The sequence below is a fragment of the Enterobacter sp. DN genome (genome assembly GCF_046054285.1).
GTDB lineage: Bacteria > Pseudomonadota > Gammaproteobacteria > Enterobacterales > Enterobacteriaceae > Enterobacter > Enterobacter hormaechei_C.
In genome coordinates this window covers 79,090-97,585 of the sequence record NZ_JBJJTG010000005.1, presented here as the reverse complement: position 1 = coordinate 97,585, position 18,496 = coordinate 79,090, and the positions used below count along the sequence as shown (strand labels likewise).

Here is an 18,496-nt window from a genome sequence, read left to right as displayed (position 1 = left end):
GCAGCGTTACTTCACGTATGCCGCAGATTGCTTCAATAAAATTACCGTATTTGTTATATTGTTACTTACTGATTATTCACCTCTGCGGTGCCAAAAAGAACAAGATTCACCGCAACCCAGGACAGAAAAATGTTAGATTACCGCTTCCCGACAGCTTTGCAGATGGTTCTCAGCGTAGCGATGGCGGAGCAATCGGGTGAACGTTCGACGAGTGCAATCCTGGCTTACGGCCTGGAAGCGAATCCGAGCTTTATCCGCAAATTAATGGTTCCTCTCGCCCGCGACGGCATTATCGTCTCCACGCTTGGCCGCAACGGCTCTATTCACCTTGGCCGCCCGGCGGAAGAGATTACCCTGCGTGATATCTACCTTTCCGTCACTGAAGATAAAAAGCTGTGGGCGTCCCGTCCTGACGTCCCGGCCCGCTGCGTGGTCAGCGCCAACGCCTGCTGGTACTTCAAATCAATCGCTGATGAAGCGGAGCAGGCTTCGTTAGCGGTTTTAGCGCGCCATACCGTCGCCAGCGCGCTGGAAGAGGTGAAAAAAGCCGATACCAGCGGGTGCGATCCGGTGCCGGAACTCTGCACACAGCATAAAAAAGCGCCCTAATCCTGACAGACTGCGAAAAAAAAGCCGCCTTCATTGTGAAGGCGGCTTTTTGCTATCTGCTACGTCCTACGCAGGCAACACCTCTCTTTCCGCTTTACCGCGCGTCACGAACTTACGCAGCGTCACGTAAAAGACCGGCGTCAGGAACAGACCAAACAGCGTCACACCCAGCATCCCGGCGAACACGGTGATCCCGGTGACGCCGCGCACTTCTGCCCCTGCCCCGTGACCAAGGATCAGTGGAATGGTCCCGGCAATAAAGGCGATAGAGGTCATTACAATCGGGCGTAAACGTAGGCGGCACGCTTCCAGCGCGGCCTCCATAATGCCTTTGCCCTGAATTTCCAGCTCGCGGGCAAACTCCACTATAAGAATCGCGTTTTTACAGGCCAGCCCCATCAGTACCACCAGCCCTACCTGCACGAAGACGTTGTTATCGCCCCCGGTCAGCCAGACGCCGAACAGCGCGGAGAGCATCGTCATCGGCACGATGAGGATCACCGCCAGCGGCAGCGTCCAGCTTTCATACAGCGCCGCCAGCACCAGGAACGCCAGCAGCACCGCGACCGGGAAGACGATCAGCGCCGTGTTGCCCTGGGTGGCCTGCTGGAAGCTCAGGTCCGTCCATTCAATATTCATCCCGTTCGGCAGGATCTGCTTAGACATACCGTCCAGTTGCGTCATCGCCTGCGCGGAAGAGAGCACGCGCGGGTCAGCATCGCCAATCAGATCCGCCGCCGGGTAGCCGTTGTAGCGGATCACCGGGTCCGGACCGTAGGTGGTCGTGATTTTCACCATACTGCCAATCGGCACCATTTCACCCTGACTATTACGGGTGCGTAAATTCGCGATATCTTCCACGCTGTCGCGGAACTGCCCGTCGGCCTGTGCCATTACGCGCCAGGTGCGACCGAACTGGTTGAAGTCATTCACATAAGACGAGCCCAGATAGGTTTGCAGCGTCCCGAAGAGATCGGTGAGCGACACGCCCTGCGCTTTCGCCTTATCACGGTCAACCTGTACATCCAGCTGCGGAACGTTTGCCTGGTAGGTTGAGATAGGGAAATGCATCCCCGGCGTCTGCATAATCGCCCCGGACATGGTGTTCACCGCGTTTTGCAGCGCGCCATAGCCCAGACCAGCACGATCCTGTATGTACAGCGAATAGCCCGATCCCTGGCCCAGACCTAAAATCGGCGGCGGCAGAATCGAGAAGCCAAAGCCCTGCTGGATTTGCGCGATTTTCGCGTTGATCTCCGCGTTTATTTCCGCCGCAGTATGTTTACGCTGGTCGAAAGGCTTCAGGCCAAAGAAGACCGTCCCGGTGTTCGGCGTATTGGTGAACTGGAGCGCATTCAGGCCAGGAAACGCGACCGCATAATCCACGCCTTCGGTATTCATCCCGATTTCGCTCATTTTGCGGATCACCGCATCGGTGCGCGCCAGCGACGAGCCTTCCGGCATTTTCACGCCGCCGATCAGGTACAGCTTATCCTGCGTCGGAATAAACCCGCCGGGAACGGCTTTAAACATCACGCCCGCAGCGCAAAGCAGCAGCAAATAAACCACGAACACTGCCCCGCGTCGGCCGAGCGTTTTGCCCACCAGCCCCTGATAGCCAGTCGAGCTGCGGTGGAAAAAGCGGTTAAACGGACGGAAAATCCAGCCGAACAGACGATCGATAAGCCGGGTCGGGAAATCTTTCGGGGCGCCATGCGGCTTCAACAGCAGCGCGGCCAGCGCTGGCGAGAGCGTCAGCGAGTTGATCGCGGAGATCACCGTGGAAATGGCTATCGTTACCGCAAACTGCTTGTAGAACTGACCGGTCACGCCGGAGAGGAACGCCATCGGAACGAATACCGCACACAGCACCAGCGCAATGGCAATAATCGGTCCGGACACTTCACGCATCGCCTGATGCGCTGCCGCAAGTGGGGCGAGCCCCTCTTCGATATTTCGTTCGACGTTTTCCACCACCACGATGGCATCGTCCACCACGATACCAATCGCCAGCACCAGCCCGAACAGGCTCAGGGTATTCAGCGAAAAGCCCAGCAGGTAGAGAATACTGAACGTGCCCACTACCGATACCGGCACCGCAATCAGCGGGATTATCGACGCGCGCCAGGTTTGCAGGAACAGGATCACCACCAGCACGACCAGCACCACCGCTTCCAGCAGCGTTTGCACCACAGCGCGGATCGAGTCGCGTACAAACACCGTCGGGTCGTAAGGCGCCGCCCATTTCATATCGTCCGGGAATCGTGTGGACAGTTCGTCCATTTTGGCGCGTACCGCGTTAGACAGATCGATGGCGTTTGCCCCCGGCGACTGGAAGATACCAATCCCGACCGCGTCTTTATTGTTCAACTGGGAGCGCAGCGCGTAGCTGCCGGACCCCATCTCGACACGCGCCACGTCGCGCAGTCGGACGACCGTACCATCCTGCGTGGTTTTCAGGACAATGTTGCCGAACTCGTCTTCGGTATGCAGGCGGCCCTGGGCGTTAATGGAGATCAGGAAATCGCTCTCTTTCGGCAGCGGCTCGGCGCCAAGCTGCCCGGCGGACACCTGCACGTTCTGCTCCTGCATCGCCGTGACCACGTCCGAAGCGGTCAGCCCGCGGGCCGCGACCTTGTTCGGGTCCAGCCAGACGCGCATCGCGTATTCACCCGAGCCGAAAATCTGAATCTGCCCCACGCCGGGCAGACGCGCCAGCTCGTCCTTCACCTTCAGCGTGGCGTAGTTACGCATATACAGTGAATCGTACTTACCGCCAGGCGAAAACAGATGCACCACCAGCGTCAGCGTTGGCGACTGTTTCTGAGTCGTGATGCCCAGACGCCGCACGTCTTCCGGCAGACGCGCTTCGGCCTGCGCGACGCGGTTTTGCACCTGAACCTGCGCCTGATCCGGGTCGGTGCCCGGACGGAAGGTGACGGTAGTCACCAGCACGCCGTCGGAGCCCGCGACGGATTTCATGTACATCATGTTCTCAACGCCGTTGATCGCCTCTTCCAGCGGCGTCGCCACGGTCTCGGCAATCACTTTCGGGTTGGCGCCCGGGTACTCGGCGCGCACCTGCACGCTTGGCGGCACGACGTCAGGGTATTCGCTCACCGGCAGCAGCGGGATGGCGATTAATCCTGTGATAAAAATCAGAATCGACAGTACGGCGGCAAAAATCGGCCTGTCGATGAAAAAACGGGAAAAGTCCATGGATTGGATTCTCAGGTAAGGGATCAGTTGAGGGCGGCGCTGGCGGTCATGGCAACGGTTTTCGCGTTAACCGGCATACCCGGCATAAACACTTTTTGTAAACCATCGACGATGACTTTATCCCCGGGATTCAGCCCCTGCTGTACGATACGTAAACCGTCGGCCAGACGCCCGGGCGTAATGTCGCGGCGCTGCGCTTTCCCGTCTTTATCCACGATATAGACATATTTACGATCCTGATCGGTCAGCACCGCCTTATCGTCAACAAGCGTGGCTTTAAATTCCGCACTGCCCGGCAGACGCACGCGGGCAAAGAGTCCAGGCGTGAACTGACGCTGTGAGTTATCCAGCAGCGCGCGCATGCGGATCGTTCCGGTACCCGGTGTGAGCTGGTTATCCAGGAAATCCACTTTGCCCTGATGGGGATAGCCCTCCTCGCCCGTCAGGCCAATCTCCACCGGCAGCGCCGCATGATCGCCGGACACCCGCTGCCCGCTGCGGGCCAGGTTCTGATAGTGAAGGTAGGTTGACTCGTCCACGTCGAAGTAGACATAAACCGTTTTCTGCGAGACCAGGGTGGTGAGCACGCTGGCGCTGTCGCCCGCCGTCACCAGGTTACCGCTGGTGATCAGCGCCCGGCTGGCGCGACCGTCGATAGGCGCGGTCACTTTGGTGAAGTCGAGGTTAAGTTGCGCAGCGTCTACCGCCGCCTGCGCGGCGCGAATATCGGCCTGCGCCTGGGTAGCGGCGGAACGGCGCTGCTCCCACTCTTCGCGGGACACCACGTTGGTATTGACTAATTTATCGGTACGGTTAGCCTCGCTTCGCGCCAGACTGGCCTGCGTTTTGGCTCTCGCCAGGTTCGCCTGCGCCTGTTCCAGCGCGGCGCGATAGGTTCGGTCATCAATCGTGAACAGCACCTCGCCTTTTTTCACCTCCTGGCCGTCGGTGTAATTCACTTTCTCAATGTAGCCGGAGACGCGCGGACGCAGCTGAACGCTTTCCACCGCTTCAATGCGACCGTTAAAGCTGTCCCACTGGCTAATGGATTTCACCACCACGTCAGCAGCGCTGACAACGGGCGCTTGCGGCGCGGCATTTTGCGCGACGCTGTCATCGCACCCGACGAGAAGCGCGGAGAGTAAAACCACCCCCATCGCGCTCAGATGAAAGTTACCCCAGGTTTTTTGCAGGCTCATTATTTTTATTCCGGTTATTGTAGCCGCCGGGCAAGACGCAGCGGGAGGCGCCGCGCCACTTCCTTTGTCCGGTAGCTGGCTGAAGGCCATTTGTGTCGTTCATCGCCACAAAACTGTAACAGTTGCGAATACACTATCGCGGCGATTGTAGGAAGGCGCTTAATTAAGTGCAAGAATAATTGTTGCACTTTATGTGCTATTTGCGGCGAAGATAAATCACGCGTTTTGAGAAGGGATTTAAATGCAACAATAAAACTTGCAATTAATGTAAAAACGGGTCACCTTTAAGTGCAACAAACAAAGATGCTTTTTAATGCGTGGCGTAGGGGGAAGCAAAATGAACACGGGTGCATTCATTCACGATTTACTCGACTGGATCGACAACAACCTCGATAGCCGTCTGGACATTGAAACCGTCTCCAGGCGAGCCGGCTATTCGAAATGGCACCTCCAGCGGCTTTTCAAAGAACATACCGGCTCCCCTCTCGCCGAATATATTCGCGCGCAAAAGCTGCAAAAATCGGTTGAGCGCCTGGCCCACAGCGATGAACCGATTCTGAACGTGGCGATCGCGCTGGGCTTTGACTCTCAGCAGTCCTTCAACCGCAGCTTTAAGCGTCAGTATGGTCAGGCACCCGGCGCATGGCGACGCAGTATCGGCTGCCGTGAATCGCGGCAGATGAGCCAGTAGTTCACCGCCGGGCCGGATATCGGCCAAAAAGAAAAACCCTCTGTAAACAGAGGGTTTTATCAGTCTTACCTGCTTATAACTTCGCAGGAAAGGTTATGGGCTTACTCCCACTCGATCGTCGCCGGTGGCTTGCCGCTGATGTCATACACCACGCGGGAAATGCCGTTCACTTCGTTGATGATGCGGTTAGACACGCGGCCTAAGAAGTCATACGGCAGGTGCGCCCAGTGCGCGGTCATGAAGTCGATGGTTTCCACCGCACGCAGGGAAACAACCCAGTCGTACTTACGGCCATCGCCCATCACGCCGACAGAGCGAACCGGCAGGAACACGGTGAACGCCTGGCTCACTTTATTGTACAGGTCAGCTTTGTGCAGCTCTTCGATGAAGATCGCGTCCGCGCGACGCAGCAGGTCGCAGTACTCTTTCTTCACTTCGCCCAGCACGCGCACGCCGAGACCCGGGCCCGGGAACGGGTGACGGTAGAGCATGTCGTACGGCAGACCCAGCTCCAGGCCGATCTTACGCACTTCGTCTTTGAACAGCTCACGCAGCGGTTCAACCAGGCCCATCTTCATCTCTTTCGGCAGGCCGCCCACGTTGTGGTGAGATTTGATGACGTGCGCTTTACCGGTGGCTGAGGCCGCAGACTCGATCACGTCAGGGTAGATGGTGCCCTGCGCCAGCCATTTCACATCTTCCAGCTTCAGCGCTTCTTCGTCGAACACTTCCACGAACACGCGACCGATGATTTTACGTTTCGCTTCCGGATCGTTCTCGCCTTTCAGCGCGTCCAGGAAGCGCTGCTCGCCTTCCACGTGAACGATGTTCAGACCGAAGTGGTCACCGAACATGTCCATTACCTGCTGGGCTTCGTTCAGACGCAGCAGACCATTGTCCACGAAGACGCAGGTCAGGTTTTTGCCGATGGCGCGGTGCAGCAGCATCGCGGTCACGGAGGAGTCCACACCGCCGGAGAGGCCGAGGATCACTTTGTCATCACCAACCTGCTGGCGGATACGCTCCACGGCATCGTCGATGATTTTTGCCGGGGTCCACAGGGCTTCACACTGGCAGATGTCACGCACGAAGCGCTCCAGCATGCGCATACCCTGACGGGTGTGGGTCACTTCCGGGTGGAACTGCACGCCGTAGAAACGTTTTTCTTCGTTCGCCATGATGGCGAACGGGCAGCTTTCAGTGCTGGCAACGGTCACGAAGTCAGACGGGATAGCGGTGACTTTGTCGCCGTGGCTCATCCACACGTCCAGCAGCGGTTTGCCGTCTGCGGTCAGGGAGTCTTCGATACCGCGCACCAGCGCGCTGTCGGTGACGACTTCAACCTGTGCGTAGCCGAACTCACGCTCGTTAGAGCCTTCTACGTGGCCGCCCAGCTGCATCGCCATGGTCTGCATGCCGTAGCAAACGCCGAACACCGGTACGCCCGCTTCGAACACGTACTGCGGCGCACGCGGGCTGTTCTCTTCGGTGGTGCTTTCCGGGCCGCCGGACAGGATGATGCCGCTTGGATTGAACTCGCGAATCTGTGCTTCCGTGACATCCCACGCCCACAGCTCACAGTAAACGCCCAGCTCACGCACGCGGCGCGCCACCAGCTGAGTGTACTGAGAACCAAAGTCCAGGATGAGAATGCGATGTTTATGAATGTTTTCCGTCATTGACGCTAATTCCGAGGCAAGTGAAACAAAACAAAGCGCCCGGCATTGAGCCGGGCGCGGAAATTTATCAGGAGCCCAGACGGTAGTTCGGGGACTCTTTGGTGATCGTCACGTCGTGAACGTGGCTCTCCTGGATACCCGCACCGCTGATGCGTACGAATTCCGCTTTGGTACGCAGCAGGTCAATGGTACCACAGCCGGTCAGACCCATACAGGAGCGCAGGCCGCCCATCTGCTGGTGAATGATCTCTTTCAGTCGGCCTTTATACGCCACACGGCCTTCGATACCTTCCGGCACCAGTTTGTCTGCGGCGTTATCGGTCTGGAAGTAACGGTCAGAGGAACCTTTAGACATCGCGCCCAGGGAGCCCATACCGCGGTAGGATTTATAAGAACGACCCTGGTAGAGTTCGATTTCACCCGGGGATTCTTCGGTACCGGCCAGCATAGAGCCCACCATCACGGCTGCGGCACCTGCGGCGATCGCTTTGGCGATGTCGCCAGAGAAACGGATACCGCCGTCCGCGATTACCGGAATACCGGTACCTTCCAGCGCTTCAACCGCGTCAGAAACCGCCGTGATCTGCGGCACGCCTACGCCGGTGACGATACGGGTGGTACAGATAGAACCAGGGCCGATACCCACTTTCACCGCGCTGCAACCCGCTTCCGCCAGCGCGCGAGCGCCTGCGCCGGTTGCCACGTTACCGCCGATGATCTGGAGATCCGGGTATTTAGCACGGGTTTCACGAATACGTTGCAGAACGCCTTCGGAGTGGCCGTGGGAGGAGTCAATCAGCAGCACGTCAACGCCCGCAGCAACCAGCGCGTCAACGCGCTCTTCGTTACCCGCACCTGCGCCAACCGCAGCGCCGACGCGCAGACGGCCATGCTCGTCTTTACAGGCGTTCGGTTTACGTTCTGCTTTCTGGAAATCTTTAACGGTGATCATGCCGCGCAGGTGGAAGTTCGCGTCCACAACCAGCGCTTTCTCAACGCGTTTTTCGTGCATTTTCGCCAGCACCACGTCGCGGGTTTCGCCTTCACGCACGGTCACCAGACGCTCTTTTGGCGTCATGTAGACGCTAACAGGCTGGTTCAGGTCAGTCACGAAACGCACGTCACGACCGGTAATGATACCCACCAGTTCGTTGTCTTCAGTGACTACCGGATAGCCTGCAAAGCCGTTACGCTCGGTCAGGGCTTTCACTTCGTGCAGCGTGGTGGTTGGCAGAACGGTCTGAGGATCGGACACGATACCGGATTCATGCTTCTTCACGCGGCGAACTTCTTCCGCCTGACGCTCGATAGACATGTTTTTGTGGATAAAGCCAATGCCGCCTTCCTGTGCCAGGGCGATAGCCAGACGCGCTTCAGTCACGGTGTCCATTGCTGCGGAGAGCATAGGGATGTTCAGACGAATGGTTTTCGTCAACTGCGTGCTGAGGTCGGCAGTATTCGGCAGAACGGTGGAGTGAGCGGGAACGAGGAGGACGTCGTCAAACGTCAGTGCTTCTTTAGCGATACGTAGCATGGGCAATATCTCTGACCTGGGTGGTTAAATATTGCCGTGGCATTATACAGAGCGTAACCGATTGCATCCACACTTTTTTGAAAAAAATGCTTGCGCTCACCTCTCAGCAGGTTACTATCGACTGAATAACTTGCTGATTTAGAATTTGATCCCGCTCACATGTTATCCTCTCAATCCCCCTCAATTTATACTGTCAGCCGCCTTAATCAGACGGTACGTTTGCTGCTTGAGCAGGAAATGGGACAGGTCTGGATCAGCGGTGAAATCTCTAACTTCACGCAGCCTGCTTCCGGTCACTGGTACTTTACGCTGAAAGACGACACCGCTCAGGTACGCTGCGCGATGTTCCGCAACAGCAACCGTCGCGTGACGTTCCGTCCTCAGCATGGACAGCAGGTTCTGGTTCGCGCCAACATTACCCTGTATGAGCCGCGCGGCGATTATCAGATTATCGTCGAGAGCATGCAGCCCGCGGGAGAAGGCTTGCTGCAACAGAAGTACGAGCAGCTCAAAGCCATGCTTTCGGCTGAGGGATTGTTCGACCAGCAGTTTAAAAAGCCCCTGCCCTCACCCGCTCACTGCGTTGGGGTCATTACCTCGAAAACCGGTGCGGCCCTGCACGATATTTTGCACGTCCTGAAGCGCCGTGACCCTTCCCTGCCCGTCATTATTTACCCAACTGCCGTTCAGGGTGACGATGCGCCGGGGCAGATCGTGCGCGCGATTGAACTGGCAAATGCCCGTCAGGAGTGTGATGTCCTGATCGTCGGGCGCGGCGGCGGCTCGCTGGAAGACCTTTGGAGCTTTAACGACGAGCGCGTGGCGCGGGCAATCTTTGCCAGCCTTATCCCGGTGGTAAGTGCCGTCGGTCACGAAACGGATGTAACGATTGCGGATTTTGTCGCGGATTTACGCGCGCCCACGCCGTCCGCGGCGGCAGAGGTAGTCAGCCGTAACCAGCTGGAGCTGCTGCGTCAGATCCAGAACGGGCAGCAGCGCCTGGAGATGGCGATGGACTACTTCCTCGCCAACCGTACCCGCCGCTTTACCCAGCTTCACCATCGTCTGCAACAGCAGCATCCGCAATTGCGTCTGGCGCGTCAGCAAACCGTGCTGGAACGTCTGCGTCAGCGGATGAACTTCGCGCTGGATAACCAGCTTAAGCGGGCGGTATCTCGCCAGCAGCGCGTCACGCAGCGTCTGAACCAGCAAAACCCGCAGCCGAAGATTTATCGCGCACAAACGCGTATCCAGCAGCTTGAGTTCCGCCTCGCGGAAAATATCCGCTCACGCCTGAGCACCACGCGCGAGCGTTTCGGCAATGCGGTCACCCATCTGGAAGCCGTCAGCCCGCTCTCCACGCTGGCTCGCGGCTATAGTGTGACCACCGCGACGGACGGCAAAGTGCTGAAACAAACGAAACAGGTTAAAGCCGGGGATGTGCTCACCACCCGGCTTTCTGACGGCTGGGTCGAGAGTGAGGTGAAAGAGATCAAACCGGTGAAAAAAACGCGCCAGCGTAAAAGCGGATAAATCTTCGCCGGTTACAAACTATACTGCTGCTATTGCCTTTTTTAATAAGGAGAGCAGCATGCCCCATCTTCATAGCGTCATCCCTCCGTATATTCTTCGCCGTATTATCGAAAGCGGTTCTGAGCCGCAGCAGCGCTGCGCCCGTCAGACCTTGACCCACGTCCAGACGCTGATGGCCCATATGCCGGGCAAACCCGCCGCGCCGCATGTGAATAAAGCCGGTCAGCTTGAGCGTGACATCTACGATGCGAAACAGACCCAGGAGCTGCCGGGTACCCAGGTGCGCTATGAAGGCCAGCCCTCCAACGGCGATGTGGCGGTGGATGAAGCGTACGATTATCTGGGTATCACCCATGATTTCTTCTGGAAAGAATATCAGCGCAATTCGCTCGATAACAAAGGACTGATCCTCACCGGCACCGTGCACTATGGCCGGGAATATCAGAACGCCTTCTGGAACGGCCAGCAGATGGTCTTTGGCGATGGCGACGGGGAAATCTTCAACCGCTTTACCATTGCCATCGACGTGGTGGCGCATGAGCTGAGCCACGGCGTGACCGAGACCGAAGCCGGACTGTTCTATTTTGAGCAGTCGGGCGCGCTGAACGAGTCCTTATCAGACGTGTTCGGCTCGCTGGTGAAGCAGTATCATCTGAAGCAAACCGCCGATAAAGCAGACTGGCTGATTGGTGAAGGGCTGCTGGCAGCGGGGATTAACGGCAAAGGGCTGCGCTCAATGTCTGAACCCGGCACCGCCTACGACGATCCCCTCCTCGGCAAAGACCCGCAGCCCGCGCACATGAAAGATTTCATCAAAACGCGCGAGGATAACGGCGGCGTGCATCTTAACTCCGGCATCCCCAACCGCGCGTTTTACCTGGCCGCAACGGCGATTGGTGGCTACGCCTGGGAAAAAGCGGGTTATGCCTGGTACGACACGGTTTGCGATCGCAACCTGGCGCAGGATGCGGATTTTGATGCCTTTGCAAAACTGACGATAGCGCACGGCGAGAAACGCTCCGGTAGCGACGTTGGGGCGGCTATAAAACAAGCCTGGGAACAGGTAGGAGTGCTGTAAATGCAGGTTCCGGAACTGACGGATGACGCCGTGGTTGAGCTGGCCCGGGAAGGCGGCGTCGCTTTTATCCCTAAGCTGAGCGGCCAGCGCACCATCGCGCTCTCCTCGCTTAATGAGGCCCAGCGCCAGCGCCTGGTGAGCATTCTTGAGCAGGCTTTCCCGCGCGGCCAGCCGCCCGGGCAAGCCTCTTCCCCCGGCAGCGGTGACCAGCGCTATTTCCGCATCCAGATTATCTGGACTGGCCAAAATCAGGCGCACTACGCCGATATCATCGTGCTGGTGCCCGAGCAGGAAGCACCCGAGTCGCTGGTGGAACTGTGGCAGAAAGGTGAAGGCTGCGTGTGCGATTAACCTTCGGACCGAACAAACTCCACGCGTTTTTTAGAGATAAGACCGTGGCCGTTCTGGCAAAAATAGTCCACCGCACCGCAGGCTTTTAGTACCTGGAGTGGCTGATGACACTCCGGGCAGCGGGCCTCGAGCGCGATATCTTTATTACAATTTTCGCAGTGCGCTACCCCGTTCAGGGGCTCCAGCGGTGCCAGGCAATCCGGGCAGGTAATCGTCATGGTGACTCCTTCAAAGCGTTCAGGTCTGCGATAATTTTACCACGTCGCGTTCAGTGCGGGCCACGCAACTGTTGCTGTAAGGTTAGCAGCAGCGTCACCTCCTCGATCCTGCGACGCGTCGTGCGGCTCACCTCGTGCGGATCCCGTTCAAAGAGACTTTTTGCCCCCAGAATATGCTCCGCAAGGCAATGCTCGTAGATCGTACCGGGAATATGCCAGCGCTGAATTTCTTTACCCTTAATCAGCTCCAGCACATCTTCTGCGCCGCGTCGGTCGTGGCTGACGATACGCCCGTCGCGCAAATAGAAGCGTAATCCCTTTTGCCCGCCCGCAGGTCCCGCGTATTTGTTAAGCCAGATGTCCACCGGCACGCCGCTGATGCTTCCCTGCAAATGCGCCTCGCCTTCCGCCGTGGTCAGATCGCCCGTTGCGATTTCGCGGCCCAGGCGGTCTTTTGCTGTCACCACCTGCAACGTCATATCGTCACTGCCGCCCAGGTAACGCACCGTTTCACGCAGCATCGCCAGCACGTGCGTACCGATATCCAGAATCACACCATCTGGATGGCGAAGCGTTCGCGCGTCTGGCTCGCCGGTGGCGAAGTTGAGCGCAATGGGCTCTCCTTCGGCGTTATACCCGCTTGGCTCCTGCAAAAAACCTTCGATTTTGACGATGTCAGAAACATGAGCGACCAGTGATTGCTTTACGCTATCGAGACGCGCCATCCAGTGATCGAGCGCCAGCACGCGGTCGGCGGCTCCCGGTTGAGCCAGCAGCGCTTTCAGTTTTTCAATTTGGGGCAGCGTGGCGACAATCGGTTTTTCTACCACAATACGCGACGCGGGTGAGGCCAGCGCCTGCTCAAGTACCTCGAGATGGTACAGGGAGGAAGTGGTGATAAACAGGGTATCCAGCGGGTGGGAAAGAAGTTCACCGAGCGACGCGCAACGTGTGACCCCTTCAGGCTGCTTCTCGGGGTGAATATCAAAACCTAAACAGCGCGGAGTATCAGGAAAAAGATTTCGTATTGCCGGTAAGTAAGCCGTTTCAACCACAGCACCAAGCCCAACAAACCCTAACAGCATGTTCTTACCTCGTTAAGTCAATTGCCGGGGCATAACGCCACCCCGGCAAGGTCGAGGTTTATCAGGCGTTAGCGGCCGGTTTAGTCTGCGCATTTTCCAGCATGCGGCGCACCGGAACAATGAGGACGATCAGCACCGCAGCACAAATCAGCAGCGCAATGGAGCAACGGGCAAAGAGGTCTGGCAGCATATCCAGCTGGTCGGCCTTCACGTGACCACCAATCAGCCCCGCAGCCAGGTTACCCAGCGCACTGGCGCAGAACCACAGGCCCATCATCTGGCCGCGCATTCTCTCCGGCGCCAGCAGGGTCATGGTCGCCAGACCAATCGGACTCAGGCACAGTTCCCCGAGCGTCAGCATCAGGATACTGCCCACCAGCCAGAACGGAGAAACCCCTGCCCCACCGTTGCTCAGCACGTTCTGCGCCGCCAGCATCATCAGGCCAAAGCCCGCCGCCGCGCACAGAATGCCGATCACGAACTTGGTGATGCTGCTCGGACGAATGTTTTTGCTCGCAAGCTTCGGCCATGCCCAGCTAAATACCGGGGCCAGCAGAATGATGAACAGGGCATTAATCGACTGGAACCACACCGCCGGGATCTCAAAATCACCGATCATGCGGTTAGTGTAGTCGTTGGCGAACAGGTTGAAGGAGGTTGGCTTCTGCTCGAACGCGGACCAGAAGAACGCGGCGGAGACCAGCAGAATAAAGCACACCAGCAGTCTGGCCCGCTCTTTGCGGTTCAGCCCGGCGAAGATGAACAGATAGATGAAGTAGAGCGCGACGGAGGCGGCAATCACATACACCAGCACGCTGGCGACCGCGACCGGATTAATCACAATCACGCCCTGGGCAATCAACGTTACGATGATTGCAACACCCACAGCCAGCGCCAGCAGCCAGGCACCCACGCCGTTACGTTTCACTACCGGACTGTTCCAGGTGGAGTCCAGACCGACTTCACTGTCGTAGCGCTTCATGGCCGGAACGGCAAACACGCGGAAGATAATCAGGGCGACCAGCATCCCGATACCACCGATACCAAAGCCCCAGTGCCAGCCGTGGGTTTTAATCAGCCAGCCGGAAATCAGAGGGGCAATGAACGAGCCCATGTTGATGCCCATATAGAACAGCGAGAAACCGCCGTCACGACGCGCATCGCCTTTTTTATACAGGGTGCCGACCATGACCGAGATACAGGTCTTGAACAGGCCGGAGCCGAGCACGATAAACATCAGGCCGATGAAGAACAGGTTGTCGCCCATGATGGCCGACAGGGCGATCGACAGGTGCCCGAGCGCAATCAAAATCGAACCGTACCAGACGGCCCGCTGCTGGCCGAGCCAGTTATCCGCCAGCCAGCCGCCCGGCAGCGCAGCGAGGTACATGGTGCCGGCAAAGATGCCGACAATCGCCGAGGCGTTTTCACGCGCCAGGCCCATCCCGCCGTCATAGACGGTGGCGGCCATAAACAGAATCAGTAGCGGGCGAATACCGTAAAACGAAAAACGCTCCCACATCTCGGTGAAGAACAGCGAACCGAGCGGATAAGGGTGGCCGAAGAAGGTTCGGCTCTCTTTTTGATTAACAGAGGATTGCATAATTCTCCCGAAAAGGTATGTGTCGTGCTTGTAAACACCAGCATGTACGCCGAACGGTTACGTATCCGATCGATTTTTTACATGCGGCGAAATGTTGGTTAACCATTTGATAACCAGGCGCTAGTTTTGTCTAGTACCGAACCCTGGACTTTAAGACGAAAATTCGATGATTGTCTACTTTCTTAGATATAAACATGGTTAAAAGCGAATAGTGATTGACATCACACAGGGAAGGCAGGCCTTTTGAATGGGCGAAAAAAACCCGCGACAGGCGCGGGTTTTAGTGAGTTCGGTAAGAATTATTTGCTTTTCTTAATGTGCTTAATCAAACGCTTACGCTTACGCATCTGGTTCGGCGTCAGGGTGTTGCGTTTATTCGCAAACGGGTTCTCCCCTTCCTTGAACTGAATACGGATAGGCGTACCCATCACGTCCAGCGACTTGCGGAAGTAGTTCATCAGGTAGCGTTTGTAGGAGTCCGGCAGATCCTTCACCTGGTTACCGTGGATCACCACGATAGGCGGGTTATACCCCCCGGCGTGAGCATATTTCAGCTTCACGCGACGACCACGCACCAGCGGCGGTTGGTGGTCTTCAGCAGCCATGTTCATGATACGGGTCAGCATCGCCGTGCTCTGACGGCGGGTAGAGCTGTCATAGGCTTCACGAACGGATTCGAACAGGTTGCCAACACCACTCCCGTGCAGGGCAGAGATGAAGTGAACGCGGGCAAAGTCGATAAAGCCCAGACGGAAGTCCAGCGTCTCTTTCACCTGCTCGCGCACTTCATTGCTCAAACCGTCCCACTTGTTGACGACGATAACCAGCGAGCGCCCACTATTGAGGATAAAGCCGAGCAGAGAGAGATCCTGATCGGAGATACCTTCACGTGCGTCGATGACCAGCAGCACCACGTTGGCGTCTTCAATCGCCTGAAGGGTTTTGATCACCGAGAATTTTTCTACCACATCGGTGATTTTCCCACGCTTACGCACCCCTGCGGTGTCGATAAGTACGTACTCACGTTCATCGCGCTGCATTGGAATGTAAATGCTGTCACGCGTTGTGCCTGGCATGTCGTAAACCACCACGCGCTCTTCACCGAGAATACGGTTAGTAAGCGTAGACTTACCTACGTTTGGGCGACCCACGATAGCCAGCTTGATAGGCAGATCCTGTGGGTTGAAGTCGTCTTCCGGCTCTTCCTCGCCTTCCTCTCCGGCTTCAAACTGCGCCCAGTATTCAGCGTCCTCGTCCACCTCTTCCGGCGGGTTCACTTCATCTACCCACGGCAGCAGAACGGTTTCCAGCAGGCTGGTGACGCCACGACCATGCGAGGCCGCGATAGGATAAATATCGCCCAGGCCTAAAGACCAGAAATCCGCAACAGCCTGATCGGCATCGATGCCGTCAGTTTTGTTCGCCACCAGGAAGGTTGGCTTTTCGCGTGAACGCAGATGTTTAGCGATAGCAGAATCCGCGGGCATCAGGCCAGCGCGAGCATCCACCATAAACAGAACCACATCCGCTTCTTCGATAGCCAGCAGAGATTGCTCTGCCATGCGGGTTTCTACGCCGTCTTCCGTACCGTCAATACCCCCGGTATCGATACAGATGAACTCGCGTCCTTCCACCTCTGCACGACCGTACTTACGGTCACGCGTCAGCCCCGGGAAATCCGCAACCAGCGCATCACGGGTGCGTGTTAAACGGTTAAAAAGAGTGGATTTTCCAACGTTAGGGCGCCCGACAAGCGCGACCACAGGTACCATGTTTGAAGCCTCATAAAATTCAAAATAACGTCGCTTTCGCAGCGTTTTTAAAAATGTCAAAACGGCTCCTGAGTGAACAGGAGCCGTTTAGTATACTACAACCGCCGTGTAATTAACGCGTGATCGCGTACAGCGTGCCGTCTTTTGCCTGAATCAGCAGTTTGCCGTCAGCCACAACGGGCTCCGTCAGGAAGCCTGAGCTATCCACTTTCTGCTGTGCCACGAAGCGACCATTCTCTGGATCGATCCAGTGCATATAGCCTTCGCTGTCGCCCACCACCAGGCTGCCGTTATACAGTGCCGGTGCGGTCAGCAGACGGTGCAGCAGATCGCTCTGCGTCCACAGCGTCACGCCACCTTCGGTGCTCAGCGCCAGCAGACGGTCGTTCTGATCCACCATATAAATACGGTTGCCGTCGACGATGAAATCGTTCACCGAACCCAGCTCACGTTTCCACATGATCTGGCCGCTACGCAGGTCCAGCGCCGTCAGGTTGCCGTTGTATGCCAGCGCGTAAACCACACCGTCGACGATAACTGGCGTGGTGTCCACGTCACTCAGACGGTCGATTTCAGTTGAACCGGTCGCCTGGGAAATACGCTGCTGCCAGATCATCTGGCCCTGCTGCATCAGTACTGCGCTGACACGGCCGTTGTCACCGCCCACAATGGCGGCGCCAAAGGCGGTCGCCGGAGCAGATTCGCCACGCAGAGACAGCGCTGGCATATCCAGGTTAACCGTCCATTTTACCAGACCATCGGCTTCGTTCAGCGCCTGCAACTGGCCGTTGCTGGTATGGATCAGCACCAGGCCGTCGCTGACAACCGGACGCGACAAGGATTCACCGGCAACGGTGGTCTGCCATGCAACCGAACCGTCGCTGGCATTCAGCGCGTAAACCTGCGCTTTTTCGCTGCCCACATACACGTGACCGCCAGCAACGGTCAGGCCGCCAGAAAGCAGTGCAGGTTTACGGGAGAACCAGCCGTCTTTTTCCGCCAGGTTAATGGACCACACTTCTTTTCCGTCATCAGCGTTCAGCGCTTTAACGGTGCCTTTGCGATCGGCCGCATAGACAACGCCGTCAGCAAATGCCGGGTGCAGGTTGGAATAAAAATCGCCAATACCATCACCCACGGAGGTGTCCCAGGCGGTGGATGGGGTGAACTGGTTTTCAACCGTCGGCAGCGGGGACATTTTAACAACGTCTTCTTCGCCACTGAACAGTGAACAACCACTCAATAACGTAACAGAAAGCAGTCCTGGCAGAAGTAATTTACGCAATTGCATTGGGTCCCTCTCAGACGGACAAATTATTTATTTTCATCTGCATCATTTCGCTCAGCGCAGGTGAAGCTTTACTATCCACGCCAGCTTGCCACGCTTTACGCGCGCCCGCTTTATCACCCTTACTCAGCAGTGCTTCACCGCGAAGATCGGCAACAATAGCGGCAAAGCCTTCGCCTTTGATGGTATCAAGCGTTTTCAGCGCGTCGTCGGCTTTTTTCTGCTGAACCTGGATACGCGCCAGACGCAGATTGATCACCGCTTTCAGATTTTCGTCACTGGCAGCAGCAAGCCCCTGAGACAGTTGCGCAGCGGCTTTGTCCAGTTCGTTTTTATCAACATACTGCTGAGCCACTTCCAGCGCAGCCAGCGCGCCGTAGGTGTTTTTGTTGTCAGCGGCAAATTTCTCCGCAGCCGTCAACGTTTGCGGCTGATCGGCACGGATTGCGCTAACGGTATTTTCGTAGTTCAGGGACGAACCGCGAGCAGAGTCAGCCTGATGATTGTTCCAGTAACGCCAGCCTACCAGCGCACCAACACCTAAAATAACCCCTACAACCAGTGCCTTGCCGTTTTCAGCAAAGAAGCGCTTAACCGCATCAACCTGGTCGTGTTCGTTCTCGTAAATTTCCACGCA

Annotated in this window: 15 protein-coding genes; 5 read left to right on the top strand and 10 right to left on the bottom strand. The window is 57.0% G+C overall.

What is annotated here, in order from left to right; all coding sequences use genetic code 11:
* Positions 1-129: 129 nt before the first annotated feature.
* Positions 130-609: an Rrf2 family transcriptional regulator gene (locus tag ACJTMZ_RS13620; protein ID WP_003860591.1), complete on the top strand. Its 480-nt coding sequence runs from the start codon at positions 130-132 to the stop codon at positions 607-609.
* Between the two features lie 66 nt (positions 610-675).
* Here the strand turns inward: ACJTMZ_RS13620 and oqxB are convergent, their stop codons facing one another.
* Positions 676-3,828, bottom strand: coding sequence for a multidrug efflux RND transporter permease subunit OqxB (gene oqxB, locus ACJTMZ_RS13615; protein ID WP_017692935.1), 3,153 nt, complete (start codon positions 3,826-3,828; stop codon positions 676-678).
* 23 nt (positions 3,829-3,851) lie between these two features.
* A complete protein-coding gene (locus ACJTMZ_RS13610) occupies positions 3,852-5,027 on the bottom strand; it encodes an efflux RND transporter periplasmic adaptor subunit (RefSeq protein ID WP_023295135.1) in 1,176 nt (391 codons plus the stop codon).
* A 337-nt stretch (positions 5,028-5,364) separates the two neighbouring features.
* Between ACJTMZ_RS13610 and ACJTMZ_RS13605 the strand changes: the two genes are divergently transcribed.
* Entirely contained in the window at positions 5,365-5,718 is a 354-nt protein-coding gene (locus ACJTMZ_RS13605; RefSeq protein ID WP_015572178.1) for a helix-turn-helix domain-containing protein, read from the top strand.
* Positions 5,719-5,819: 101 nt separating this feature from the next.
* On the opposite strand, the gene guaA is transcribed toward ACJTMZ_RS13605, so the two are convergent.
* Positions 5,820-7,397: a glutamine-hydrolyzing GMP synthase gene (gene guaA / locus ACJTMZ_RS13600; RefSeq protein WP_006811514.1), complete on the bottom strand. Its 1,578-nt coding sequence runs from the start codon at positions 7,395-7,397 to the stop codon at positions 5,820-5,822.
* A 67-nt stretch (positions 7,398-7,464) separates the two neighbouring features.
* A complete protein-coding gene (gene guaB / locus ACJTMZ_RS13595) occupies positions 7,465-8,931 on the bottom strand; it encodes an IMP dehydrogenase (RefSeq protein ID WP_003860601.1) in 1,467 nt (488 codons plus the stop codon).
* Positions 8,932-9,090: 159 nt separating this feature from the next.
* Here guaB and xseA point away from each other — a divergent pair, with 159 nt between their 5' ends.
* From xseA to ACJTMZ_RS13580, 3 genes are read left to right on the top strand one after another with little or no spacing between them, the layout of a single operon-like run.
* The gene (xseA, locus tag ACJTMZ_RS13590) at positions 9,091-10,464 is read left to right on the top strand and encodes an exodeoxyribonuclease VII large subunit (RefSeq protein ID WP_032654466.1); all 1,374 of its coding nucleotides are present in this window, start codon (positions 9,091-9,093) and stop codon (positions 10,462-10,464) included.
* 58 nt (positions 10,465-10,522) lie between these two features.
* Positions 10,523-11,542 (top strand): M4 family metallopeptidase, encoded by a 1,020-nt coding sequence (locus tag ACJTMZ_RS13585; protein WP_252010731.1) that lies wholly within the window; start codon positions 10,523-10,525, stop codon positions 11,540-11,542.
* Positions 11,543-11,893: a protealysin inhibitor emfourin gene (locus ACJTMZ_RS13580; RefSeq protein ID WP_006811517.1), complete on the top strand. Its 351-nt coding sequence runs from the start codon at positions 11,543-11,545 to the stop codon at positions 11,891-11,893.
* Here the strand turns inward: ACJTMZ_RS13580 and ACJTMZ_RS13575 are convergent.
* From ACJTMZ_RS13575 to ACJTMZ_RS13550, 6 genes are all read right to left on the bottom strand, one after another.
* Positions 11,890-12,111 (bottom strand): zinc-ribbon domain-containing protein, encoded by a 222-nt coding sequence (locus tag ACJTMZ_RS13575; RefSeq protein WP_252010732.1) that lies wholly within the window; start codon positions 12,109-12,111, stop codon positions 11,890-11,892. The two genes, ACJTMZ_RS13580 and ACJTMZ_RS13575, sit on opposite strands and share 4 nt — an antisense overlap.
* Before the next feature lie 50 nt (positions 12,112-12,161).
* Positions 12,162-13,196 carry a Gfo/Idh/MocA family oxidoreductase gene (locus tag ACJTMZ_RS13570; protein ID WP_252010733.1) on the bottom strand — a complete coding sequence of 345 codons (1,035 nt, stop codon included), beginning with the start codon at positions 13,194-13,196 and terminating at the stop codon, positions 12,162-12,164.
* A 61-nt stretch (positions 13,197-13,257) separates the two neighbouring features.
* The gene (locus tag ACJTMZ_RS13565) at positions 13,258-14,799 is read right to left on the bottom strand and encodes a peptide MFS transporter (RefSeq protein ID WP_015572174.1); all 1,542 of its coding nucleotides are present in this window, start codon (positions 14,797-14,799) and stop codon (positions 13,258-13,260) included.
* A gap of 299 nt (positions 14,800-15,098) precedes the next feature.
* Complete coding sequence (der, locus tag ACJTMZ_RS13560) at positions 15,099-16,571, bottom strand: ribosome biogenesis GTPase Der (protein ID WP_022648998.1); 1,473 nt, start codon at positions 16,569-16,571, stop codon at positions 15,099-15,101.
* A 112-nt stretch (positions 16,572-16,683) separates the two neighbouring features.
* Positions 16,684-17,862: an outer membrane protein assembly factor BamB gene (gene bamB / locus ACJTMZ_RS13555; protein ID WP_017383525.1), complete on the bottom strand. Its 1,179-nt coding sequence runs from the start codon at positions 17,860-17,862 to the stop codon at positions 16,684-16,686.
* Positions 17,863-17,872: 10 nt separating this feature from the next.
* Positions 17,873-18,493, bottom strand: coding sequence for a YfgM family protein (locus tag ACJTMZ_RS13550; RefSeq protein ID WP_017383526.1), 621 nt, complete (start codon positions 18,491-18,493; stop codon positions 17,873-17,875).
* Between the last annotated feature and the right edge of the window lie 3 nt (positions 18,494-18,496).